The sequence below is a fragment of the Pseudomonas sp. OF001 genome (assembly GCF_904426495.1).
In the GTDB taxonomy this organism is placed as follows: domain Bacteria; phylum Pseudomonadota; class Gammaproteobacteria; order Pseudomonadales; family Pseudomonadaceae; genus Geopseudomonas.
In genome coordinates this window covers 222,203-244,218 of record NZ_CAJGBM010000012.1, presented here as the reverse complement: position 1 = coordinate 244,218, position 22,016 = coordinate 222,203, and the positions used below count along the sequence as shown (strand labels likewise).

Annotated in this window: 21 protein-coding genes; 3 read left to right on the top strand and 18 right to left on the bottom strand. The window is 62.6% G+C overall.

Annotated features, from left to right (window positions below; all coding sequences use genetic code 11):
* Position 1: 1 nt before the first annotated feature.
* The 18 genes from RA210_RS09435 to RA210_RS09350 form a co-directional block, all read right to left on the bottom strand.
* Positions 2-706, bottom strand: coding sequence for a phage minor tail protein L (locus tag RA210_RS09435; protein ID WP_201486246.1), 705 nt, complete (start codon positions 704-706; stop codon positions 2-4).
* 51 nt (positions 707-757) lie between these two features.
* Entirely contained in the window at positions 758-1,105 is a 348-nt protein-coding gene (locus RA210_RS09430) for a phage tail protein (protein WP_201486245.1), read from the bottom strand.
* A 2-nt stretch (positions 1,106-1,107) separates the two neighbouring features.
* Positions 1,108-6,885, bottom strand: coding sequence for a phage tail tape measure protein (locus RA210_RS09425; protein WP_201486244.1), 5,778 nt, complete (start codon positions 6,883-6,885; stop codon positions 1,108-1,110).
* A 5-nt stretch (positions 6,886-6,890) separates the two neighbouring features.
* A complete protein-coding gene (locus RA210_RS09420) occupies positions 6,891-7,223 on the bottom strand; it encodes a hypothetical protein (RefSeq protein WP_201486243.1) in 333 nt (110 codons plus the stop codon).
* A gap of 29 nt (positions 7,224-7,252) precedes the next feature.
* The gene (locus RA210_RS09415) at positions 7,253-7,675 is read right to left on the bottom strand and encodes a hypothetical protein (RefSeq protein ID WP_201486242.1); all 423 of its coding nucleotides are present in this window, start codon (positions 7,673-7,675) and stop codon (positions 7,253-7,255) included.
* Positions 7,676-7,766: 91 nt separating this feature from the next.
* A complete protein-coding gene (locus RA210_RS09410) occupies positions 7,767-8,804 on the bottom strand; it encodes a phage tail tube protein (protein ID WP_201486241.1) in 1,038 nt (345 codons plus the stop codon).
* 1 nt (position 8,805) lies between these two features.
* Positions 8,806-9,249 (bottom strand): hypothetical protein, encoded by a 444-nt coding sequence (locus RA210_RS09405; RefSeq protein ID WP_201486240.1) that lies wholly within the window; start codon positions 9,247-9,249, stop codon positions 8,806-8,808.
* The gene (locus tag RA210_RS09400; protein WP_201486239.1) at positions 9,246-9,860 is read right to left on the bottom strand and encodes a hypothetical protein; all 615 of its coding nucleotides are present in this window, start codon (positions 9,858-9,860) and stop codon (positions 9,246-9,248) included. Before RA210_RS09400 ends, RA210_RS09405 begins: the two co-directional genes overlap by 4 nt.
* Positions 9,860-10,771, bottom strand: a complete 912-nt coding sequence (locus RA210_RS09395) for a hypothetical protein (RefSeq protein ID WP_201486238.1) — start codon at positions 10,769-10,771, stop codon at positions 9,860-9,862. The genes RA210_RS09400 and RA210_RS09395 overlap by 1 nt, the downstream gene beginning before the upstream one ends.
* On the bottom strand, positions 10,771-11,217 hold the full coding sequence (locus RA210_RS09390) for a hypothetical protein (protein ID WP_201486237.1): 447 nt from the start codon (positions 11,215-11,217) through the stop codon (positions 10,771-10,773). Before RA210_RS09390 ends, RA210_RS09395 begins: the two co-directional genes overlap by 1 nt.
* Before the next feature lie 3 nt (positions 11,218-11,220).
* Positions 11,221-11,433 carry a hypothetical protein gene (locus RA210_RS09385; protein ID WP_201486236.1) on the bottom strand — a complete coding sequence of 71 codons (213 nt, stop codon included), beginning with the start codon at positions 11,431-11,433 and terminating at the stop codon, positions 11,221-11,223.
* A 45-nt stretch (positions 11,434-11,478) separates the two neighbouring features.
* Entirely contained in the window at positions 11,479-12,657 is a 1,179-nt protein-coding gene (locus RA210_RS09380; protein ID WP_201486235.1) for a hypothetical protein, read from the bottom strand.
* A gap of 55 nt (positions 12,658-12,712) precedes the next feature.
* On the bottom strand, positions 12,713-13,168 hold the full coding sequence (locus RA210_RS09375) for a hypothetical protein (protein WP_201486234.1): 456 nt from the start codon (positions 13,166-13,168) through the stop codon (positions 12,713-12,715).
* 11 nt (positions 13,169-13,179) lie between these two features.
* A complete protein-coding gene (locus tag RA210_RS09370; RefSeq protein ID WP_201486233.1) occupies positions 13,180-14,568 on the bottom strand; it encodes a S49 family peptidase in 1,389 nt (462 codons plus the stop codon).
* A complete protein-coding gene (locus RA210_RS09365) occupies positions 14,565-16,073 on the bottom strand; it encodes a hypothetical protein (protein ID WP_201486232.1) in 1,509 nt (502 codons plus the stop codon). Before RA210_RS09365 ends, RA210_RS09370 begins: the two co-directional genes overlap by 4 nt.
* A 130-nt stretch (positions 16,074-16,203) precedes the next feature.
* The gene (locus tag RA210_RS09360) at positions 16,204-17,919 is read right to left on the bottom strand and encodes a phage terminase large subunit family protein (protein WP_201486231.1); all 1,716 of its coding nucleotides are present in this window, start codon (positions 17,917-17,919) and stop codon (positions 16,204-16,206) included.
* Positions 17,920-18,281: 362 nt separating this feature from the next.
* On the bottom strand, positions 18,282-18,809 hold the full coding sequence (locus RA210_RS09355) for a hypothetical protein (RefSeq protein WP_201486230.1): 528 nt from the start codon (positions 18,807-18,809) through the stop codon (positions 18,282-18,284).
* Positions 18,810-18,872: 63 nt separating this feature from the next.
* Positions 18,873-19,157 (bottom strand): HU family DNA-binding protein, encoded by a 285-nt coding sequence (locus tag RA210_RS09350; protein WP_201486229.1) that lies wholly within the window; start codon positions 19,155-19,157, stop codon positions 18,873-18,875.
* Between the two features lie 1,019 nt (positions 19,158-20,176).
* On the opposite strand from RA210_RS09350, the gene RA210_RS09345 reads away from it, so the two are divergent.
* From RA210_RS09345 to RA210_RS09335, 3 genes are all read left to right on the top strand, one after another.
* Positions 20,177-20,941 carry a hypothetical protein gene (locus RA210_RS09345; RefSeq protein WP_201486228.1) on the top strand — a complete coding sequence of 255 codons (765 nt, stop codon included), beginning with the start codon at positions 20,177-20,179 and terminating at the stop codon, positions 20,939-20,941.
* A gap of 215 nt (positions 20,942-21,156) precedes the next feature.
* Entirely contained in the window at positions 21,157-21,429 is a 273-nt protein-coding gene (locus RA210_RS09340) for a hypothetical protein (RefSeq protein ID WP_201486227.1), read from the top strand.
* Between the two features lie 44 nt (positions 21,430-21,473).
* The gene (locus RA210_RS09335) at positions 21,474-21,878 is read left to right on the top strand and encodes a hypothetical protein (RefSeq protein WP_201486226.1); all 405 of its coding nucleotides are present in this window, start codon (positions 21,474-21,476) and stop codon (positions 21,876-21,878) included.
* Positions 21,879-22,016 lie beyond the last annotated feature (138 nt).

Below are 22,016 nucleotides of genomic sequence, written 5' to 3'. Positions count from 1 at the left end.
GTCAAACTCTCCCTACGCCGGGGAACCCATAGAAGGGCAGTGTTGCGGATGCTCCGAAGTGGGCCTTGCAGTCGCTCAGGCGTTTCCCGCACTTGGCCTTTGCCGGGTCGTTAGTAGGGGCACCGCTGGGCTCGTACATTGCCGGCCCCGTGTAGGGGCAGGTGACGCCGGTGTAGTTCCACTGGTTGCTGGCCCAGAACCGGAACCGGTGGGTGCAGGTGTCGCGCAGGACCTGCCGGGCCGGGATCATCCGACCTTGTTGGTCCATCTTGGCCGACAACTCAAACTGCAGAGTGGTCCTGGACTGTGACGCCTTGCGCTCGATGACATAGTGATCGGGCGGAAACGTAGCCTGCGGGTTAGGGGTTGACCCGTCGTCGAGGTACCTCCTGTAGGTTCGGATTCTCGTGATCGGGCACCCGACCAGGTCGTCAGAGTTGATGACGAGGGCGAGGAAGAACAGATCCTTCGCTGCCATGGTCAGGGTAGGCCTGGGCAGTGTGCCGGACCCGCTCCACTCGAACCCCTCGGCCTGGATCGGGAAGGGCTGGTACTCGAACCCGTTGAAAATCACCGGGTTCCCGTCAACCGATGTAGGGGAGAACCGGAGGATGCCCTCGCCGAACTTGCTCGCATCCAGCTCGAACATGGTCACGATGGCGTCCTGGCTCAGGCGCTGAATATCTGAAGCGATTACGTTGTTCATCCCGAGATATTACCAACCGGACAAGCCGCCCACAAATAAAGAAATGTGGGCTCAGGCCGGGTTGAAATCTTGTCGGAACGTGGCGCTCAAGACTTCGTTGTTGAAGCCATCGTAGGACAGCCGAACCCCCGTGCAGACGACCTGGACCGTGTCTCCGGTTACGGGGTGCTCCCACAGGAAGGGTGTGATCTTCAGCCTGCTGCGTAGCCAGGAGTAGGTGCTCCTGGCTGCAGCGGCTTCGAGCCCTGACCATACAGGGCTCCACTCATCCCGAAGGTGGTTGATCCCCTTTGGCTTGCGGAGCACGTAACCGTCTCCGAAGGTGACTTCGTGCACGTCGGCGGTGGGGTTCTCGTCGAGGCCCCAGTCAGGGGCTCCGATGTCTGGGAAGTTTTCCATGCTCACCTCTTGGCCCTCAGCCAGGCGTCGAGAACGCCGTTGGGCCGCATCTGATCTTTCATGGTGGATATGACTGCCGACCGGACGGTTTCTGCCATCTGGCGAGCCTGCTTCTCAGCATCTGCCGGCGCGGCGCTCTGGCCGGAGTCGGAGTTGATAACGATCTGCGGAGCCAGGGTGATGTTGTACTCCCCTCCTCCGCCCATCTGCTTCGCGCTCTCCTTACGGCTGGTCACGTTGGCCGGGCCGTGGACGATCTCGGGGCCGTACTCGCCGACGATGCCGTAGGAGTTGTAGGGGATGAACCCGCCGTCGTCGTAGGCACCGGAGTAGGAGCTACCACCGGAGGATTTCCCGCCTCCGCCGGCAAGCTGGCCGATGGCCGTGGCTGCAACCATGCCGGCAGAGGCGTAGCCCATGGCCCGGATGGCGGCGGCGGCGCCGACTTTCATCCCGAAGAAGGGGATGGTCATGTCTGCCGCCACCTGGGAAGCGGCCACCTCGGTGTTGACGATGATCTGTGCAATGGCCAGCGCTTTCATAGCGGCGAACGCAGCCTTCTGCCCTGCAGTAGCGTCCTCAGCCACCGAGGCGTAAGCACTGAGCAGATCCTGGGCTGTGCCAAGGGCAGAGGACATGATCAGCATGCCCATCTGCTGCTCGTAGTCAGCGCGCTTATCCGCCTGAAGGTTCGATGCCCTGGTGTACTCCGCGTTCAAGCTGTCCCGCTTACGCTGCGCATCCGCTTGGATTTTCAGCATCCGTGCTTGGTGATCGGCCTCGTTCTTCTCCTTCTCGAACAGCGCGTCGACGGCATCCTTCTGGCTCAGGTACTCCTCGTTGATCGCGGCGTACCCGTTGTGCCTGTCGATCTCCAGTTGGTCGGCTCTGTCCTCGAAGGTCTGGATGCCCTGGGCACGCTCCAAGTGGACATTCAAGGCGTCGGAGAAGGGCGTGGCCAAGGTGTTGTCGGACGGCAGGGTTGCCGTGGGAAGCCCATCTGCCGCTGTCTTTAGGCTGGACTCGCCGATACGCTGCTTGATCCGCAGGTACTCCAGCATTCCGACGGCGCCGTCCGCATAGAGCTGGTTCAGCTTGGCCATCTCGTCGGCATGCTTGACCAGAGCCGAGTCCCCGCCAGAGTAGGCGTCCTGTAGCTCTCGCAGGCTGCGGTAGTTCTTGTCCTGCTGCTCGCGCAGGCTGATGTAGGAGGAAATCTGCTCGTCGACAGCTCGCTTGTGCTCGGCCTTCAGGTAGACGAGCGCGCGTTCTTCCTGTTGAGGGGTGATTTCCCCGCTCTTGCGGAGCAGAGACAGCTCTGTCCTGGCCTTCTCCAGCGCCGTGTTGGCGGCGCCGACCGGGTCAAACTTCTTCTGCAGCTGCTCGAATGCCTGTTTGGCCTGTTCCAGCTCGCGGTCAGCCTGCTTGCCGATCTTCTCTCCTGTCTTCTGGAGCGACTTCTTGATGGAGTCCTGTTCTTTCAGCAGCTCGGTGACACGAACCTCGGCTGCTTGGTAGGCAGAGAAGCCTTTCGTGCCGAATGCAGGGGCCTGGCCGTTGACCATGTAGCTGTCGCGCGACGCCTGGGCGGCTTTCAGCCGTTCGGCGATGAGCGGCAGCTTGGCCGCGTCGTCCTTTCCGATCAGGCTGGCTTCTTCCTTGGTGTCCAGCAGACTCTGCCACTGAGAGGTGAGCTCCGGGATCAGGTCCTGCTGCTTCTTGAGAAGATCGGTCTCCTGCTTGACCAGCTCCCTGGCATCCATGTTCTTGCCAGGGGCCTCGGCGATCTTCTGGCGCACTTCAACCAGCTGCCGGCCGTACTCAGCGTATTGCTCGCTGGCGGTGGCGTTCTTGTCGAACCAGTTGGCGTTGAGGGCCTTCTGGCCTTCCTCGCGGTACTTGGACAGGCGGGAAGCCGCGGTGAGCAGAGAGACGGCAGCAGCTTGAGACTTTCCACGGAGCTGGTCGAGCTGGCGGTTCAGTTCTGCCAGGTGATCGTCCGACGCCTTGAGTGCCTCGTTGTACTTGTCAGCGTCGTGGTACAACTCCCAGGTGATTTTCTTGCGTGCTTCCTCAGCAGCCTTGATCTCCTCTGCTTTCCTGACCTGCTGGTCGCTGAGTTCCCCGGCCTCGCCGAGAGTCATCAGGCGATCCTTGAGGGCAGCGTGGGAGTTCTCGATCGACTGGCGGTAACGTGCCTCCTCCTCCTTGAGCAGGCTGTACTCCAGAGTGAAGTCGACATCCAGGCCGCGGGCCTTAGCTTCAGCCTCCTTCTCGCCGAGCACAGCCCGGCGCTTACCAATGGCGTCGATCTGCTCTTGGTCGCTACGGATCTGGCCGCGGAGCGCGGCGCTCTCGCGGGCATACCCATACTCGTTGACCGCTTCAGTCAGCGACCGGTAGCTGTTCTCCAATGCCTTGGCCTTCTCGTCCTCGGCGCCGAGCTGCTTGACCGGGTCCGCTTCCTTGTAGACCTGCCAGGCCGAGTAGAGGCCAAGGATCAGCCCTGCCCAGCCAAGGGCGGCCATGGCCACACGCCCTGCGATGGCAACCCCCTGGAGGGCGAGAGCAAGGCCTTTCATAGCGCCGGTGAGCAGGCTGACCCCGCCAGTGAACGCGGCGAGCAGCGCGGCCTTGGCGTTCTGCAGCGTGAAGGCGTTCATTGCCGCGGTGGCCATCGCCACGGCGCCGGTGTAGGTACGCATCGCCAGGGTGCCGACGCCTTGACTGCGTACCATCGACACCATGCCGCCTACGGCGAGCCCGGCCTGCATCCTGAACACTGACAGCTGGGTGCCGGCTGCGGCGATGGATAGGCGCAGAGGTGAGTTGGCGGCGGCGGCAGCCAGGGTGCGGTCGCGCAGGATGGCCATGTGGGTGGCCATCAGCCCTGCGTCGTGGGAGAGTGACGAGAACACCCCGCCTACGCCGGCGGCTACCTTGAACGCCAGGAATCCCGCAGCTGACAAGGCCAGAACAGTTCCGAAGGTCTTGGCCTGCTGGGTCAGAATGTCGAGCTTGGTGTAGACGGTGTTTGTGCCGTCCTCCGCGATGGCGAAGGTATGAGCCATCGCTTCGCGGAATGCCTTCAGGCTCTCCACATCCGCCTTCCACTGGCCGCTGGTGGAGTCCATGCTGCCGGTGATCCTGGACGGGTCCAGGTTCGGCAGTTTGATCGTAGCGCCCGAGGCATCGAACGCCATGGCCGGCATCTTCAGCTCGTTCATCCACAGCGTCATGGACTTCGAGGTTTCTCGCAGCAGCCACTCGAAGTTGTCGAAGACGGTGAGCTTCAGCTCCTCGAAGGACGATGTGACCTGCTTCCAGTCGAACTTGAGGTTGTCCTCGATTTTGCGGCGCATCTCCTCGGCGGCATTGCCCACCGTCTCGATGTACCGCAGCTGCTTCTCCATTTCCTCCGGCTTAGCAACCAGCGCCACGATCGGGGAAGTGGCGTACACCCCGACAAGATCCTGGATAGCTGCCAGGCGGTCTACTTCCGGGATGTTCTCGTTGAGCTGGCGGATGATGTTGGACAGCGACTTGGTCTTGCCCTCGGCGTCCTTGACCGACACGCCGTACTGGTCAAGGACGGCGGCCCCTTTCTTGGTAGGGTTGACGATGCTGACGAACAGCCTGCGCAGTGCGGTACCGGCCCTGGACGCCTTGATGCCGTTGTTCGACAAGGTGGCGATCGCGGCGGTGGTCTGCTCCAGGCTCACGTTAGCCGACTGGGCGGCCGGGCCGGCGTAGGTCAGTGCGTTGGCGAGCTGAGTGATGTTGGTATTCGATCGGCTCGCCGCCACCGCCATGATGTCGACGATGTTCGTGAGGTCCTTCGCCTCCTTGTGGAACATCATCATCACGTTGGTGGCGATGTCCGAGGACTCAGCCATGGTGATGTTGCCGATCAGGGCCAGGTTGAGCGCTGGCTTCAGGGCAAGCAGGGCCTGGGTGGTCGACAGGCCTGCCTGGCCGAGCTCCACCAGACCAGCGGCGACTTCACTCGCGGTGTAGGAGGTGGTAGCGCCCAGGGCTCGCACCTGAGCTTCCATGGCAGCCATGCCATCCGGCTGCCACGCTTCGGACGTGGCGTTCATCACCGCGTTGGCCCTGGCCATGGTCGCAGTGAACTCGGCGCCGGTGACTACGGCGCTTCGCAGGGTGGCGGCCATGGCATAGGTGGCCGACGCCAGCAGGATGGTCGAGCTGGTGTACATGCCAATGCTGGTCTGTAGACCAGCAAGGCCGGCGCGCAGTGCAGCAGCGCTCTGGGAGCCGGCGTGAAGCGACATGGTCGCCTTTCGCTGGGCGCTGGAGAAGCCGAGCAGCTCCAAGGTGGACTTGGCCAGCACCAGGTTGTACCGCTCTTGCTCCTTGATCTGCTGCCGAAGCACGCTGATGGCGCGGCCGTCCTCGCTGGAGGCCAGAGCCTTCTGGGCCTTCAGCCTGGCCAGGGTGTTGGCCGCCTTGTCCCGCTCGCTGTTGAGCTCTTTCTGGGCCTTGCTCATGCCGTGTGCGGCACGGGCTTCTTCCAGTAGCGCGTTGTTATGGCGCTTCGTTGCCGCGATCAAGGCCTCGGCCTGGGCCATGTTACGAGCTTCTGCCTCGGTCATCCGGTGGATAGACCGGGCCAGCTCAAGGGCGACAGCGTTCTTCGCCTTGAGCGCGGAGGTCGCACGCTCGTTGGAAGCCTGGGACATCGCTTCGGCGCTGGTCAGCTCCTTGAGGGTGTCCCGCTCCTTGCCGTCGGCCTGGATCTGCTTGGTGCGCTCCCGAATGGCCTGCTGGGTGCGGGCAATGTTCTCGGCCATGCCTCCGTTGAGGCTCCGGAGCTGTCGCTCGAGCTGAGCAAGTTGCGCCTGCTGGCGAATCTCCTCGGTGATCTCCTTCTCGCGGACCTGGTTGACCGCTTTCAGCGTGACAGCCTGTTCAGCCAGGCCTCCGTTGAGGCTGGCCTGCCGGCGGATCAGCTCGTCGACGGCGTTGCGCTCGCGCTGCTGGAAGGTGATCGACTGGGAGATGCCCTTGTTCAGCTCCTCCTGCTGGATGATCTGGCGGCGGATTCCGCTGGTCAGGCTGTCGGTGGCACGTTGGGTCTCGGCCAACTTGCCAGCGAGCTTGGTCTCCTCCTGGAAGGCCTTGACGGTCTCGGCGATACGGGCGCGGAGGACTGCGTTGGACTTGCCGTACATCGCGCCGAGCAGCTCCTCCTGCTGCTTCAGCTCCTTGTTCGCCAGGGCCATCTGGTGGGCGGCGGTGAGCTGCTTCGACTGCGACGCCAGTGTTGCCCGGCGGATGAGGCTGGTCCGGCCTTCCTCAGTGCTGAGCGCCTTGATCTGCGCGCTGAGGTACTTGTTCTCGCCTGCCAGCTCGTTGGTCAGGTTGCGGGTCTTCTCTGTCCAGCGGACGAAGGCGGACTTGGCTGAGGTATCAGCCAGGAGTCGCTCGAGCTCCTTGTTCTTGCCCAAGTAGGCGTCAGCGGAAGCGGTAAGGCGGAGGTTGGCCGCGGCGATCTTGCCGAGCTGAGAGATGGCAGTGTTGGACGACCGGTCGAGGGCATCCAACGTGGCCTTCATGTCGCTGGCATACCCCTTCAGCGACCCCTCGAGTGCCACCATGTTGCTGGTGACGTCCTTGATCAGCTTCTTGGCTGCCAGGTTCGGCTTGTTGGCGTCTTTCTGGAGCTTGTCGAGGGCGTTGCCCATCGTCTCCAGGCGGGACTGGAAGGCAGCGAGTTGCCGGAACGCTTCAGAAAAATCGACTTCAAACTTGGCCATGGAGGCTACCTACGTCGGGACTTTGGTCTCTTGGTGCCTTCTGCGGCGGCTTCCGAGGCTTCTTTGGCCTTCGTGTAGTGGTCGTACAGAACAGCGTTGTCCGTCTCCTCCATGCACCTGAAGAAAAGGGGCTGGAGGGAGTTGTCGAGGCGCAGGACATGCCGGCCGAAATCGGCAATCTCCCGCAAGGGGAAGGGCTGGAACCCTGACTCATGGTGCTGCCGCCGCCTGTGCAGGCGAAAGAAGGACTCTGGCAGCCAACTGAACTGAGGCAGCGGCTCTTTGAAGCCCTCGAGCTCCGGGTGAGGCTTCCCGAATTTCTGCTCGAGGGTCTTCATCGCCTGGAGGCCTTTCGCCCCGTGCTTGATCAGGAGGCGGCAGAAACCTTTACCGACTCGATCACTTCACGCTCGGCCTTCTCGCGGTAGTTGGCGCGGTTCAGCGAGTAGTTCTCGATGAATTGAGCGAGGTCACGGAAGCGCGGGTCGATCAGGTACTGGTAGCCCAGCTCCGGGGTGTACTCCAGCGGCTTGCCGTCTTTGGCCACACCTTCCCAGCCCAGCAGGATGGCTTCGGAGGTGACACGGGCGGTGATTTCGCGGGCCAGTTCTTCGGCGGCCTCGTCGCCGGCGGTGATCTTGTCCCAGTTTTCCAGGGTCATCTTGGAGCGGAGCTGGTTGGCCTTGTCGCAGTTGTGGCGAGCGATCAGGAAACGGCCACCCATGAAGTTGGCCCAGGTGCCTTCTTCGGCGGCAGTGGGGTCAACGGCGAGAGTGTCGAGTTCGAGCATTTCTGTGTCCTTGAAAGTGGCGGTACGAATACCCGCCACTTTACTCAAAGGCCGCCCACAAATCCACAGATGTGGATTTGTGGGCGGGCGATTACGGCTTCGGCACGAAGACGATGGCGATGGCGCAGTTCTTCACCTCGCCGCCGATCGTGACTTCGCCTTCTTCTGCGGTCAGGGTGACCGAGGTCTTGTAGTCCTGGTTCTCGCCGCCGGCGCTGTTCGACGGCGACTGAGCAACCAGTTTAGGCATGGTGATGGTGTAGGTGCCCTGGGCAGTCTCGATCGACATTTCGGCCGACAGGCGCTGGTTGGTCATGTGCGCGGCCAGGATGGTCTGGTCGTAGAAGTAGACCTCGCCGGACAGCGACACGCCGACCTTGCCGACACCGACACCAGCTGCGAACTCGTAGCCCAGGCCGGTCTGCTCGCGCACGTTGTTCTGGATCTGCAGGCTGGCGTCGGAGAAGGTCATCTCCAGCGGTACGCCGGCTGCGTTCTTGACGATCAGCGACTTCAGGTTGTTGCTGGAGTCGGCGATCTCGTAGGCCGGCGGGACCACCTTGGCGGTGGTGGCGAGAGAGCCGCCAAGGCCGTTGGCACCGGCCGCCGCGTTGGCGTAGTCGGCAAAAGTGCTGATGGTGTTCACGGCCATGGTGATCAGCGAGGCATCGCCGAACTCCAGGGTCATGTCGTTGACCATGGTGCCGTAGTAGCGCTCGTGGTACTGGACATCGGTAGCCAGCGGGCCGGACTTGGTGGTCTTCTCGACCGCCATGAACTTCTTGACGTCGCTGTCGATCAGGTACTGGCCGGCGGCCGGGGTGCCCGGGGTGACGTCGGCCCAGTTGGACATCAGGGCCAGGCTCAACATGTCGCGCACGAAGTCGACGGCGCCGAACTCGACGGTGGCCGAGCCGGACGCGGAGCCACGGGTGTTCTTCGAGCCGGAGGTGCGGCGGGTAGAAGTGATCGCGGTGGAGGCCTGGGCCTCTTTCGACATCTGGAAGCCTTCGGCGGTGTACGGGAGGAACTTGAAGGTCTTCGCCGAGAAGTCGGCAGGAGTCAAACCATCGCCCAGGGCATATGCCAGGGAAACGGCAGAGGTATCGGTGAAGCTGCGAACAGGCATGTTATTGCTCCTGGGTCATTTCAAAATCGAAGTTGATCACGCCGGAGTACGACGTGAATCCGATCAGCTGGGTCGTCGACACAGGCAGAAAGGATCGGAACCGGATTCCCCGGATGGTCTTGTCGGCAAACCAGCGGGCGGTCTGCTCGAGCAGTTTTCTGTGGTACAGCTCCCGGCTGCTGTTCTTCGTCATCAGGCTCACGCCCAGGGTGCCGAAGCACCGGAATGGAGATGACCGGCTGGGGCCTGATCGCTCAACGTCGACGATCTCCGCCTCGAACATGAAGAAGTCGCCGTCCTGCTTGAACAGCGGTCCAGCGGCGGTCTGTCCTGCGTCGGTGTCGTCGCCGAGGCCAAAGCAGAAGCGCATCGCTGCGTCAGCCTTCTCGAAAATCGTGTCGCGGATGACGATGTCGCCGTCCACGGTGGAGGTGTGCCAGGTCATTTCTTGAACTTGCTCCGTGCAAAGCCGGCGACGAATGCTTCCTCAGCTGCTTTCAGGGCTGCGGCGACGGCGGCGTTGCCGGCGGCCTCGAGGTTGGCGTTTTCGGCGTAGTCGTCGTAGGCGCCGTCCTCTCCCTTCTTGCCGAACACGCCGGACTCGATGGCGTTGTAGAAGTAGAACTTCCGCACCGGGTCCAGGCGGCCGACAACAACCCTGTCCAGCACTTCTCGGCGCTCCCTGGCCGCCAGGTACTTGGCCACCGCTGCCAGAGCCTTTGCGTCGGTACCACGCCCGTTGCCGTGGTTACTTCCGCGGTGCCCTACCACCGCTACCTTCGGTGGCCGCTTTCCCTTCCGCTTCTTTCCGCGGCCCAGGCGTGCACGAAGGTCTCTCATTGTTTTCCATGGAGCCCTCGGCGTGCCTTTGTCCGGCACCACCACCCAGTGCACCGCGGCGTTCGACGAGTCCTGGACGGTCGAGGGGCCTCCCGTGTCGGTGATCACAGCGGCGCGCACGCCGGCAGCCATCGCCTTCTTGATCGCGCTGTTCTGCAGCATCGACAGGGAGAAGTTCATGTCGTCCGCCTGCTCCCGGAACTTGCCCTTGGCCATCACTCGCACCTCAGCAAGTACTGTCGTTCGCCGGCCTGCAGCGAGACGTGGCGGATCACTCGGGACCGACCCTCGTACACCAGGGACATATCGTCGGGGACCGGCTGGAACCCGATGTGGGACCGCTCGATCACCACGTCCAGGTACGGCGTGGCATCAGAGGACCAGGTCGGGAACTCCTTCTCGCGGACCAGGTACCCGGTCACGTTGTGCACGGTGTCGACGGCCTCGTACTCGTGGGTCAGCCGGTTGTAGGTTCGAGAACCCTTCCGGCGGAGCACGAAATTGATACGGGGGTCCTCATCCTGGTCGACGCGCAGCCCGGCAAGGCCGGAGTCGGCGAAAGCATCGACGACCCGGAACCGCTTGCCCTGGAGCTCAACGAAGTCCCAGGGCTGACACTCGATGTGCCGAGGCAGGAACCCGAAGAAGTTCTGGACCCGGACCTCGAAGGTTTCCGGTTCCGATGCGCTGGTCCGGAACTCGATGTCCATGAACGCCTTGGCCAGTTCCGTCTCTACCAGCCAGCCCGGTTCTGAGCTTGGTCCGGCCGGGGCCTTACGGTAGATCGTGGCCAGCCCAGAGGAGCCGTTCGGCTCCTCGGTGACCAAGTGGCACACCGTCAGCATGATGTGCGGGTTCCCGCCGGTGGCGGTGGCGTCCTGGCGGCTCTGGCCGACCAGGTACACGTCGCCGGTTCCAGAGTGGCGGAACGTCCGGCTGGCCGGGAACACCACATCGGGCGCGGTGAACAGCATCCGGCGGCGCAGAGGCTTGTTGAAGTTCGACAGGAACCGGTCGGCGATCTCGATGCGGCCGACGAACGCCCCGGGGACGAACGCCTGCGCGGCCTCGTCCCAGGCGTCGAAGGACTCGACGAGTTTGCGCTGTGCGACCAGTCCCAGGAACATCAGCTGCGGGCCTCAGTGATCGGGTCCCGGGCCGGTGTGACGCGGGAAGCGAAAGTCATCCGCTGGCTGGAGGCAGCGGCTCCGGCGGCCTCGAGGAACTGGTCCTTGAACCCGGCGGCCTTGGCGAGCAGGGTCTCGGACAGCCACAGGAACCCGTCTGCGTCGCTGCGCTGACCTTCGTTGGAACCGTCGCTGGCCTTGGTCAGAACGAAGACCTGAGCGGTTCTGGCGACGGACCCGGCGCAGAAGTACTTGGCATAGAGCCGCAGGAGGCGGCTCTGGCCAGCGTCCACAACCGATGACCAGCCGGCGGCCCAGGCGTCGAGATCCGCGCCCAGGTCGTCTTCCAGGCCGTAGGAGGCGAGCACGGAGTCAGGCAGGTCTGCCGGGGACACCGTCAGCACGCCGCGGATCTGGTCGAAGGTGGTCAGGTTGAGGACGGTCATCGGTTACACCCGCTTCAGGATGCGAGCGTTGATCTGGTTCTCCAGCCAGCCGTCATCCTTCAGCTCGGCGGTGGCCTTGCCCATGATGACGATGCCGGTGGACGGCTGACGCTGGAAGCTGAAGGTCAGGTTCTCGACCTTGACCAGCTTCGACTCGGCCGCTTCGACTTTCTTGGCCGGCTTCTCGGCCTTCGCTGCTACTGCTTTTTCTTCCATCACGCTCTCCCGAGGGGCCGGGGGATCACTCCCCCGGCCGGCTCATTAAGGTTCCAGGCTCAGGACGGACCAGGCCTCGTCCATCAGGCGGGTGGCCATCTCGCCGTAGTCGACGCGGAAGCCGGTCGCCTTACGCATCACGTATTCTTCGATCGCGTCGTAGGAAGCCGACACGTTGACGAAGCGCTGGATGGCGTAGCGGCTGTCGACACCAACCAGGATGCCGGCGCCGAAGGTCTCGGCCTTGAACGGGGTGACCTTCGGAACGGTCAGGCCCAGATCCAGGCCGCCCCACGGGGTGCTGATCTTGGAGGCGTCGCCCGAGCCTTGTTTCGGGAACAGGCCTTCGTCGACGTCCAGGGCGGTGTCGATGTTGGTCAGCACGTTGTTGATGGCGAAGTTCTCCATCGCGTGCAGCCACTTGATGAAGGCGCGCTTGGTGATCTTGTTCGCCACGGTGATGCTCGAGTCGAACTCGCTGACCTTGGTCACCGGAAGGGCGGCGATGCCGGTGTCGACGTCACCGAACACCATCGAGCGCAGCATCTCGTTCACACGGCGGATGCGGTCGCCACGGGACTGGGCTTCCATCACGATGCGAACCAGGTCGATGGTGGTCGCCTGCATGGCTTCGTCGGAGATCATCAGGCCGATCGAGTTGGTCGGGATGCGGTACGACTTGTCGCCAGTGGTGATGCTGACGATGGTCTCCGGCTCCGCCAGCTGAGCGATGCGACCCGAGCGGCTGCCTTCCGGAGCGGTGGTGTCGATGATCGGCTGTTCTGCCTTGGTGCCGTTGATGTTGCGGCTGGTGGAGACCAGGCCTTCCCAGATGGCCAGGATGTCGCTGCCGTCGTCACGCATGGCGTTGGCCTGCATGGTCTCCAGGATCAGCTGCGGGTACAGCAGACGGGCGCCCAGGCTGTTGTCGCTGCCATCCGGACGACGGAAGCCGTCGGCCAGCGGCTCGGCGATCAGCTCCTTCAGGGTCATGCTGGGCATGTTGAACTTCTGGGAGTCGAACAGACCGGACTGGGCGTACATCTGGTCCAGGGGGTCGCCCATGCTGTAGTCGGCGTCGTGGGCGATGTGCTTCACGTACTGACGCAGGGTCATGCCCTTCTCGGCGGCGTGCTTGTAGGCCTCGACGGTCAGCGGGACTTCCTTCAGGACCTTCTGGCCCTTCTCGTCCTTGGCCCAGTACTTCACAGCAAACTTTTTCATGCGGGTTCCTTATCTACTGATGCCCCCACTCCTGTAAGTGGGGGCATGAATCGGGTTAGAGCAGCTCGAGGACTACGACGTCGCCGGCTACGCCGGTGCCGTTGACGGTCATCACGCGGTACTTGTGGGTGGCCGGGGCGCCGGTCTTCACCTGGGGCAGGCCCTTGGTGCCGACAGCGAGCTGGACGTCAGCCACCACGAAGTCGCCGACTTTCATGGCGGTGGCGCCTTGGTTGGCACCGACCTGGGCCTCGACACGGAAGCCGCGGTTGCCGCGGGCCACACCGCCGAAGGAGAAGCCATCCTGGGTGGCGGTATCGACGGAGTCGATGAAGCCTTCGATCTCGTCGCCACCAGCGCACAGGACGTGGTTGGCCAGGGCGCCCATCTTGACGGCCTTGCGCTTGTCCTTGTCGCTGTACTTGGTGTTGACGTCGGGACCCAGCTTGGTGGAGATGACGTTCAGTCGCTCCGGGCTGTGGGTAAGGACGTTGAACTTGAACTCAGCCACTGTGGGCCTCCTTATGCGCTACGGAACGAGGTGCCGGCAGGGGCACGGGTGGAATCGGCGGTCGGGGTGGTGGTCTTCTGACCACGCGGGAAGCGGGTTGCCATCTGCCCCTGCAGCTCGGTGAACTGCGCTACGACCTCAGCCGGGGTAGCCTTCGCTTCCTTCGGCAGGTTGAGGGCCATCTGCAGGTTGGCGACTGCAGCCTGCGCCACGGCCATCAGACCGGACATCTGGGCGTCGCGGGCTTCCAGGGCTTGCTTCAGGGCCTCGTTGTCGGCCTGGGCGGCCTCCAGCTTGACCTCAAGGCGGCCGTTCTCTTTCAGGGCGGCGGCCAGGTCGGCAGAAGCGGCCGGAGCCGGGGCACCAGCTTCGGGAGCACCTGCTTCCGGTTCGCCGGCGCCTTCGCCATTTGCCTCGGGCTCGCCGGCACCTTCCAGGCTTGCCAGGTAGACGGTCAGCTCCTCGGCGGTCAGCACTTCCTTCGGGTCAGCGCCGGCCGCAATCTGAGCCAGTTTTTCGGCATCGAGCATCTCGAATCTCCGGTTGTCGATGGGGTTGGTTGCGGAAGCGCTGCTCCCAAGAAGATCGGCCATGGTGGTGACTCGGTCGATCAGGCCCACCTTCAGTGCCTCGTCGGCGTAGAAGGTTTTGCCCTCGCCCCACTGCTGCTTATCGCTCAGCATCAGGTTGCGGTGGCGGGATACGTGCTCGAGGAAGAACTTGTTGGTCTTCTCCAGGTTGTCCTGGAGGTAGGCCGAGTGCTCCTCGGTCAGTTCCTCGAACGGCAGGCCGATGGCCTTGAACTCGCCGGCGCGGAACACGTGGTACTTGATGCCTGCCTTGGCCGCGGCATCGGTGTAGTTCTCCAGCACCATCAGGGTGCCGATCGAGCCAACCTCAGCCATACGGCTGGAGGTGACACGGCGGGCGCTGGAGGCCAACCAGTAGCCGGCCGAGAAGGCGTGGCTGTCGGTGTGGGCGTACACCGGCTTGATGGCATTGGCCCGGCTGATCGCCTCGGAGGCGGTATCCAGCCCGCGAACCCCGCCGCCACCGGTGGCGAAGTCCATGTAGATCTCGTTGATACCCTGCTCGCCGGCAGCGATGGCCAGTGCATCGCGGATGGCTTCGTAGCTGGTCACCTGGCCGGAGGTGTACGGGTGCCACCACTGATAGCCGTTGGTGAGCGAGCCGTGCACCTTGACCACTGCCTTGTCGCCGAAACGCTCCAGCAGGTAGAGGCCTTTGCGGTCTTCCAGGACGTTGAAGTTCTTGTCCAGGCGCGGCTCGCCGTCATCGCGGAACGCCTGCTTTTCAGGCAGCGTTCCGGCGAACTTCTTCTCGAAGAAGTCGAGGGCTGCGTGGGACTCCTGGTCGCCCATCCACAGAGAGAATTTCATTGGTCTTTCCCGCCGGATTTAGAGGGGGTGTCGGGGTTGAGTGCGCGACCGGATGAGCTGCTGCGCTCCCCTTCGCTACCGCCGCCCTGGTCGTCGCCGGTTCCGGCGTTGGCCGCGGTCTGCGACTTGCCGTAGAACCCGGTGCCGGCGAGCTCCTGCATCAGGCCTTGCGGGCGGATGCCAAGCTCGTAGCAGGCCTCGGCGTCGTTGATCAGGCCGAAGCTGAGCATCTCAAGGATTCGCTTCTGCTTGGTGCCCTTGTAGGCTTCCAGTTCTTCCTCCGGGCGGAGGTTCACCGGCATGAACTCGAAGCGGACGTAGCCGTCGATGCCCATGAGGCGGATTGCCAGGGTCAGGGCGCGGGACAGGACTTCTTCCACCGGCGCCCTGACGGCCTCAACGACCTTCAGGTAGATCAGGGTTTCGGCGTTGGACAACCCCTGGCCACCGCTGGCACGCAGGCCAGACACCGTTGCCGGAGTCTTGAGCGATGCGCCCAGCAGGTTGCCGAGGGTGGTCAGGAGGACACTGTAGTCGGCCTTGTTGCCGCCGATGTCCTCCACCGAGTACTCGACAGAGTCGTAGGACACCAGGGCGTCCTCCGGCTCCAGGCCAGCAAGGGCCTCCTCGACTTCAGTCCGGACGGCGTTGAAGTACGCAGCCCGCTTGGCGGGATTGTTCTTCACGTCGTCCGGAGCCGCGGCCCACACCTTCTCAGCAATCAGGCTAGCGATCAGCCGGCTGTGGCCAGTGCGGTTTACAGCACGGTGTGTATCTTCGAGGAACTCGTTGAAGTTGATCGTGTGCGACAGACCCGGGCGCAGAATGCTCACCGAGTACGCCTCGTCGGCGTTACGGTTGTGCTCGGCGACGAACACGGTCGGCAGGTTGAGGTTGATCTCCCCACTGTCCTGGGTCGGGTAGCGACCACCCTTCCCGTCCGCCTCCCAGGTGATGGTCGAGTAGCCGACCGGCACCAGGCGCTCAGGCCCGAAGACCTTGTCCAGCACCAACTCCACACCGCACCCGCCAGTGCCGATCACATCGGTCTGGAGGGTGGTCAGCAGCGACTGCACACCGGGCTTGTCGTTGAAGCCCTGGCTGTAGTCGTGCAGCGTGCCGAAGCGATCCAACATGCTGTAGGCCATGGACATCACGCTGAGGTCCATGGCGCCGGCCGCATCGTAGCCGGCCAGTCTGTACCCGCTGCCGGCCGCCAGGGAGACCATGCTGTTCGCAGCCGACGAGAACAGGCCGTCCTCACGCATCAGCGTGCGGATGATCTCGTTGATGTCGGAGCGATTGCGGATGTTCTGAATCGCGTTCGCCGCGTAGCGATTCAGGCTGTTGGAGATGGACTGACCGCGGTCAAGGTCGGAGCCAGGGCGCTTGGCCCTGGCCTTACCTGCCAGGTTTTTCGACGGCAGAACGAACGTGGCGCCCGAGTTCGGGGCCTTCGTCGCTTTGGAGCGTGGAGCTCGTTTGTTCTGCTGAGTCGCCATCATGTGCTTATGTGGGTTTGCGTAACTGTGGATTGTATGAGGGGAAATCCGAATTGCAACAGCCGATTTTCCACTCAATTCAACCAGTTACGCGCAACGCCCATAAGTGTGGCAATACCGCTTTGCTTATTTATTACCACCCGTACCGAACTTTTTCGCCTTTCTTGGCCGACTCGGACTTCGAGCCCACCCGGACCTTGCCCACCGCCGGCGCCGCGGACACGATCTCCTCCAGGCCCAGGTCCTCGACGCACATGCCGGCGATCATCGCGTAGTTGAGAGCATGTACCCAGTGGTCGGTGTCGGAGGTCTTCACGAACCGCTCGGTCATGTTGCCGTCAGCGTTGCGCTCGCGGATCTTCTTGGTCGTCTTCAGGTGGTCGAATATCTCACGGGTCACCTGCTCGTCGCGCGGATAGCCAATCTCGCCGGAGTTGTGCTTGTTCAGCGTCAGGCTCAGCGTCTTGGTACGGTCGGCGTTGACCACGTCCCCGTCCTGCTTCATCTCGATCGGCAGCAGGCTCGAGACGCTGCGCACGTAGACCACCGCACTGATCTGCTCCCGGGCCGACACCAGGTTGTTGACCAGGGTGATGTCCGGGCCGGCGTCGATGCACAGCTTCTGGATGCGGTAGTAGTCGAAGCGTGCCAGCACCTGCGGGGTCGCCGGATCTTCCTTGGTGTTGCGGATCTTCTCGGCCCATACCAGGTCCCAGCGCTTGCCGCGCCTGGCCAGCACGACGAAGTGGCAAATCTTGCCCACGTCCATCCCGGCAACGGTCTGGCTGCCGATCAGTGTGTTCTGGTAGCGCCACATCTCCACGATGGACATGCGCAGGCGCATCTCCTCGGTGACGATGAAGGTGTTCTCGGCATCGCTGTAGGGCAGGCCCACCACGAAGTTGTAGAAGTCGCTCTTGAGCGGGTAGTCGCCAAGCTGCTTGATGATGGCCGGCGCCGTGTTGTACTTCGGCACGTCCCACGGGTAGACCTGGTAGCTGTGGTCCCAGATGTCAGGTTTCTTGGCCACCCACTGCCGGCGGGACGGGTCGAGCAGGCTGTTCTTCAGGTCCTTGCCGCAGCAGGGGCACTTGATCCACGCCTCCTGGAACTTCAAGAACGGGTTGCGCAGGTCGTCCCTGGACAACTCGATAATGCCGCGGTCAAGTCCAGGGACGACGAAGTCCTGGAAGAAATCGGGGAGCACGAAGGTCTCGCAGCCGTCGCACCGGACCATGTAGTAGGCCTGGTGGCCCATCTGGAAGCCGGCGTCGACGCCGTAGTCCTCCACGGTCGGGGTGCTGAATCGCATCCTCATCCCGCGGTTGCCCATCTCGTCGACCAGGCTGGCGTGGCGGAGTCGGGAGTTGAGCTTGCCGAGGATCACCTCGTTGGAGAAGTCCTCCTCGTCCGAGATGACCACTTCTGCCGGTACGGAAATGGCGGAGTTCGCGCCGAAACTGCCGGTGATGTAGAGGGTGCAGGTACCGATCTTCTTCTGGGAGGCACTGTTGGACGCCTTCTCCATCAGGCCGGAGTAGAACTCGGACTGGTCAATGGCGCCGTCGAAGCGGTCCTTCGAGAAGGCCATGGCCATGTCGCGGGTCGGCAGGGTGAAGATGATCCGGGTGTGCTTCATGGTCGCGCACATGGCCAGGATCTTCTGGACCATCAGCTCGGACAGGCCGACCTGCGAGCACTTACGCACGCTGATCCTGGATCGGGTGTCCCTGATGATGTCGATCTGGTACTCGTGGTCCTTGAAGGAGTACGGCCTGCCGGAGACGAAGCCGTACTTGGTCACCGTCTTGTCCAGCTCCCGCAGGCCCTCCTCGCGGTTGAGCTGCATTCGGAGGCGGCTTGATGCGGAAGCGGACACAGCAGCTCCTTACTGGGCTACACGGATCTGAATGTTGGGCGTGCAGCCGTGCTCAATCTGAACCATACGCACGGGTAGCTGCAGTCCGGTAAGTCGCTCCGTCGCCTGGATCAGATTCAGGGTTGCGACCAGGAAAAGGCGTCCAGCCTGCTTCACTGCCGCATTGTCAATACAAACCTCCCAGGTTCCATCCTCAGAGAACTGCACAGGCACCCCAAGCACACGGTATTTCAATTGATAGTCCTTCTCATGGAGAAACGCCCCGACTTGGGGCAGCCGATTCTATCGACGGGTTTTTGACCCGACTAGGTGTGACGGTTTTGTTAAAACGTCTACTCGACGCCATGCTCGATGCGCTCTAGCTCGAGCAGTAGGGCTTCCTGCTGGTCCCTGCTCAGGTGGGTCTCCATCACCCGGCGCAAAGCCTCCTCCTGCCTCTGGATGCGGTCCAGCGAGTAGATTTTCGGCAGATCCCGCACCATCACCTGGGTCACCTTCAGGGACAGGTTCAAGGCGTCCTTCAGCGGGATGTCGTAGTCCTCGGCCGAGGGCGTCACGGTGCCGTCGTCGTTCACGATGCGGCGCAGCACGGTGTCGACCAGGGTGATCTGCTGGCGGAAAGTCATCAGCACCGACGCCTCCAGGCCAGCGATCTTGGCCACCATCTCCCGCCGGGCTGCAGGCGACATCGAGTTGACGATCTGCATCTGCACGTCGAGCGGCAGCAGGTCTTGCTTCAGCGCGCCGATCACCTCCCGAACAGAATCGCTCATGCCACCCAGGCGCTCATCGTCCACCGGCGGGATGTAGTGCTGCATGGGCGGGAGGTTGCCGGGGGTGACTTGTCTGCGCTGGGTCATCGGTAGGTCCTGGAAGTGGGGACCGCCCCGGAGGGCGGCTTACAACAGTGCTCTGTGGTGCTATCAGTCGGCGGTACGGACGTGCTCGCGGCCGGCGGTGAAGCACAGGGCGACCTTGGCCGGGACTTCGACGGGCGGGGAGCCCGCGGCGAGGCCGGTGGAGACCTTGCGCGGGGCGCGGCGGCGGGCCTCGAAACGGCCGAAACCGCGGATGGTCAGCTTACCCTGCTCGTAGGTCAGCTCGGCGATCGAGTCCAGGACGGCGTCGACGATGTCGGTAGCGGTCTTGTGCGAGGCGTCGATCTTGGTGCGTAGCCGGTTGGTCAGGTCTTTCTTGGTGGCGATCATTTTCTGGTTCCTTGGTACGGCCTTGGCGTCTGTCTTGGGTTGGCCGAGGGGCTGGAGGACTGACTGGGCGCGTGTGGAAGTGTGGATGTGCGGAGTGTATGGGCGGAAGTGGGTGGTGTAAAGGGAGTTCTGGGGCGATGGCGTGGGGTAGCGGAGGGCTTGGTGGGCTATTTATGGCTTGATTGTGTATATATAAGAGTATAAATGCCCTGAAAACCGGAAAAATTTTGGCCGAGGTGGTAGGCGATCTATGGGTGCAAAAAAGTGTGAAAAAAGTGCATCCGGGGTATTGACCCGTCTTTTTAAGTCTGTAGAATGGGCGCCACTGGGGAGACGAAAGCGTCCTCGGTAGGGGAAGGGCCTAGCCTGCCCCCTTGGCTTGGGCCTTGCCCTTGCCACGCTCTTTAACAATGTGGGGCACTACTGGCCGGGGCGTTCTAGCACTGGCCCCCGCTCAACCTACCCCAATGGACTGAGGCGCCACGGCGCCTTACTGGGGACGATAGGGGAAAGCAGAATCAGCAGATACAGCGCGCACCTGTGCAACATGCGCGGCACTAGGGGAGCTGACGGGGGCTTTCGTGGGTATACGGAACGCCGGGGAAGGGGACCAAGACCATCTAAATTCGCAAGGATTTGGAACGGGCTCGGCTTGCCTGAAGAAACTTGGACAGTGGTGTGGTTTCGTTGTACCGGATGGGCGCGGCCTTGACGGGAAACCGAACGGATTTATGCCTTATCGGCAAGCGTTCCCACATGTTAATGCACTTTAAAAATAAGCGCGGTATCGGATGAATAGTGGGCTCAAGAAGTCACTGATTCATGTCCTAGCCCTAGTTTGCCCTAGTAACTTGTTCGGCCAGTCAAAGCCGTGGCGAGATTGACAAACAAGCGAACACGCAAACAACGGCCAGTGCACTGACACACTTCCACAGCGTCCGATACCGTTTACTTTTCGGAATGCAAACTAGCCCTAGTTTGCATTACTCAAAAGTAAACCATCAGAAGGATCTAGCATCATGGCAAAAGTAACCGCTACCATCCGTGGCCAAGTTGTGTCCGCCGATACCGTCCGCGGCTGGAACAAATCTGCCGAAAACATGAATAACGTTTTCGGCAGCTGGGCGAACTACGGCGCCGTTTGCGCTGTCTTCCACGACGGGCTGGACGTCCTGAATAACATGGTCAAAAACAGCGCCCTCACTCTGTCCACCGGCAAGCTGTCCGCCCTTGGCCGTCAAGTTGTGGACTATGTGCTGGCCCACGCTGGCCAGTTTGTCCGCTTCGACTCCAAAGTGCAGGCTTTCGCCTTTGTGCAGTTCAAAGGGGAAAACAAAACCGAGCGCAAAGCAGCCGCCCGCGTTTTCGTCGATCCCCGCGCTGTCGATTCGCTCGGCGCCCCGGCTATCAAAGTCACTGCGCAGCGTGACGAAAACGGGGTCAATCCGTCTGCTGTGGACTTCGCCCTGACCTTCGCCGAGTTCCGCGAGTTCACCAAGCCCAAGAAAGTGGCCGACGACGCCCAAGGGATCAAAGTCGAAACCGTCACCAAAGGTCTGGAAAAGTCGATCAAGGCCATCAGCGAGGCCGCCGGCATGGTCGGCACCGCCGCCGATTTCGTGAAGGCACTGGAACAGCTCGAAGCCCTGCGCGTTGAACTGACCAAAGCCGGAGCCGTAGCACTGGCCAAGGAGGAGACCGCCCGTGCCGATATTGCCAGCGCCTTTCTCCCGGCCCAGCAGCGCGCCGACGACGGTGTGACCCTCAAAGGCGAAGCAGCCTGACCAACAGCAAGGCCGGAGTCCACCAGGACTCCGGCCTTTTTCTTTTCGCGCGCGCGTGGTCCGCATTTCGCCCTGCTTCAGCGTCAAGGAAACGGCCAGCGTCCCGCCAAACCACTGAGAAAATTCCCCAAAATTACCGGCATTTCCGGTAATTTTGTGCAGTTTTCACGAAATTTCACCGAGTTTAGCCGCCAACAGCGCAAGGATACCGCACCATGTCCAACCTGATCGCCGCGGTCATCCTGACCGTATGCCTCCCCTCCTCCGACCACTGCGAGGTCAGCCTGCCCCACGTCTGGCGGCAGCCCGAGGCCCAGGACCTACACAGCTGCGCAGGCAAGGCCGAGGCCCTGGTCCTGCGAGGGCACGACGCCCGTTGTGAGGTCGCCTATTCCCATCCGCTGCCGTCGGCAGTGGGTGACACCCCCATCCACGACCTGGCCGATCGACAGGCCGTCGAGGATTTTCTGGCTCCGCTCAAGGAGTGAGCCAACATTTACAGCAATCCCCACAATTCCAAAGGATCGCAGCCATGCACGACATCGACCTACCCCTCCCGAACATCTACTTCGCCAGCGTCACCAGCGCTGTGACCGGCGAGACCCTTCACCTCCACGTCGCGGCTGACTTTGTCGGCGCCGCGCTGTCCAAGGTCGGCAACCTCTGCGCCGATCAGCATGGGTTCCGCCCGTACCGCAGCAATGCGGTGATCAAACTCCGCCGCCTCAAGCTCCTGGACTACGTCCAGAACCCGGAGGCCCTTGGCGCCGCGATCAGCAATGCCACCCTGCTCGGCGAGCGGGAGACCGTGGCCCGCCTGGCCCACCGGCCGCGTCAGGTCAACGCCCTGCTCAACGACCTGGGCAGTGGTCCAGACAAGGTCGACACCGAGGCCGTGGCCCGCGCCCTGGGCGAAGCCCTGCGCCTCGCCTCCTGACCCTCATTTGAATATTTGAATAATACCACAATTGTGGCGACAATCCCACAGTTGTCCGTGCAGTGAGGTGGCCATCACTCAAGGTGGCCATGGGCAAGTCCGCCCACAACCAAGGTCCGCAGAGACCGCAGCATCCAC

Coding starts and splice junctions, on each gene's coding strand:
- RA210_RS09395 (WP_201486238.1), bottom strand. CDS start 10,771: ATGTTCCTGGGACTGGTCGCACAGCGCAAACTCGTCGAGTCCTTCGAC.
- RA210_RS09335 (WP_201486226.1), top strand. CDS start 21,474: ATGCACGACATCGACCTACCCCTCCCGAACATCTACTTCGCCAGCGTC.
- RA210_RS09435 (WP_201486246.1), bottom strand. CDS start 706: ATGAACAACGTAATCGCTTCAGATATTCAGCGCCTGAGCCAGGACGCC.
- RA210_RS09430 (WP_201486245.1), bottom strand. CDS start 1,105: ATGGAAAACTTCCCAGACATCGGAGCCCCTGACTGGGGCCTCGACGAG.
- RA210_RS09345 (WP_201486228.1), top strand. CDS start 20,177: ATGGCAAAAGTAACCGCTACCATCCGTGGCCAAGTTGTGTCCGCCGAT.
- RA210_RS09400 (WP_201486239.1), bottom strand. CDS start 9,860: ATGGCCAAGGGCAAGTTCCGGGAGCAGGCGGACGACATGAACTTCTCC.
- RA210_RS09390 (WP_201486237.1), bottom strand. CDS start 11,217: ATGACCGTCCTCAACCTGACCACCTTCGACCAGATCCGCGGCGTGCTG.
- RA210_RS09415 (WP_201486242.1), bottom strand. CDS start 7,675: ATGCTCGAACTCGACACTCTCGCCGTTGACCCCACTGCCGCCGAAGAA.
- RA210_RS09370 (WP_201486233.1), bottom strand. CDS start 14,568: ATGAAATTCTCTCTGTGGATGGGCGACCAGGAGTCCCACGCAGCCCTC.
- RA210_RS09405 (WP_201486240.1), bottom strand. CDS start 9,249: ATGACCTGGCACACCTCCACCGTGGACGGCGACATCGTCATCCGCGAC.
- RA210_RS09425 (WP_201486244.1), bottom strand. CDS start 6,885: ATGGCCAAGTTTGAAGTCGATTTTTCTGAAGCGTTCCGGCAACTCGCT.
- RA210_RS09365 (WP_201486232.1), bottom strand. CDS start 16,073: ATGATGGCGACTCAGCAGAACAAACGAGCTCCACGCTCCAAAGCGACG.
- RA210_RS09355 (WP_201486230.1), bottom strand. CDS start 18,809: ATGACCCAGCGCAGACAAGTCACCCCCGGCAACCTCCCGCCCATGCAG.
- RA210_RS09360 (WP_201486231.1), bottom strand. CDS start 17,919: ATGCAGCTCAACCGCGAGGAGGGCCTGCGGGAGCTGGACAAGACGGTG.
- RA210_RS09410 (WP_201486241.1), bottom strand. CDS start 8,804: ATGCCTGTTCGCAGCTTCACCGATACCTCTGCCGTTTCCCTGGCATAT.
- RA210_RS09380 (WP_201486235.1), bottom strand. CDS start 12,657: ATGAAAAAGTTTGCTGTGAAGTACTGGGCCAAGGACGAGAAGGGCCAG.
- RA210_RS09350 (WP_201486229.1), bottom strand. CDS start 19,157: ATGATCGCCACCAAGAAAGACCTGACCAACCGGCTACGCACCAAGATC.
- RA210_RS09385 (WP_201486236.1), bottom strand. CDS start 11,433: ATGGAAGAAAAAGCAGTAGCAGCGAAGGCCGAGAAGCCGGCCAAGAAA.
- RA210_RS09340 (WP_201486227.1), top strand. CDS start 21,157: ATGTCCAACCTGATCGCCGCGGTCATCCTGACCGTATGCCTCCCCTCC.
- RA210_RS09420 (WP_201486243.1), bottom strand. CDS start 7,223: ATGAAGACCCTCGAGCAGAAATTCGGGAAGCCTCACCCGGAGCTCGAG.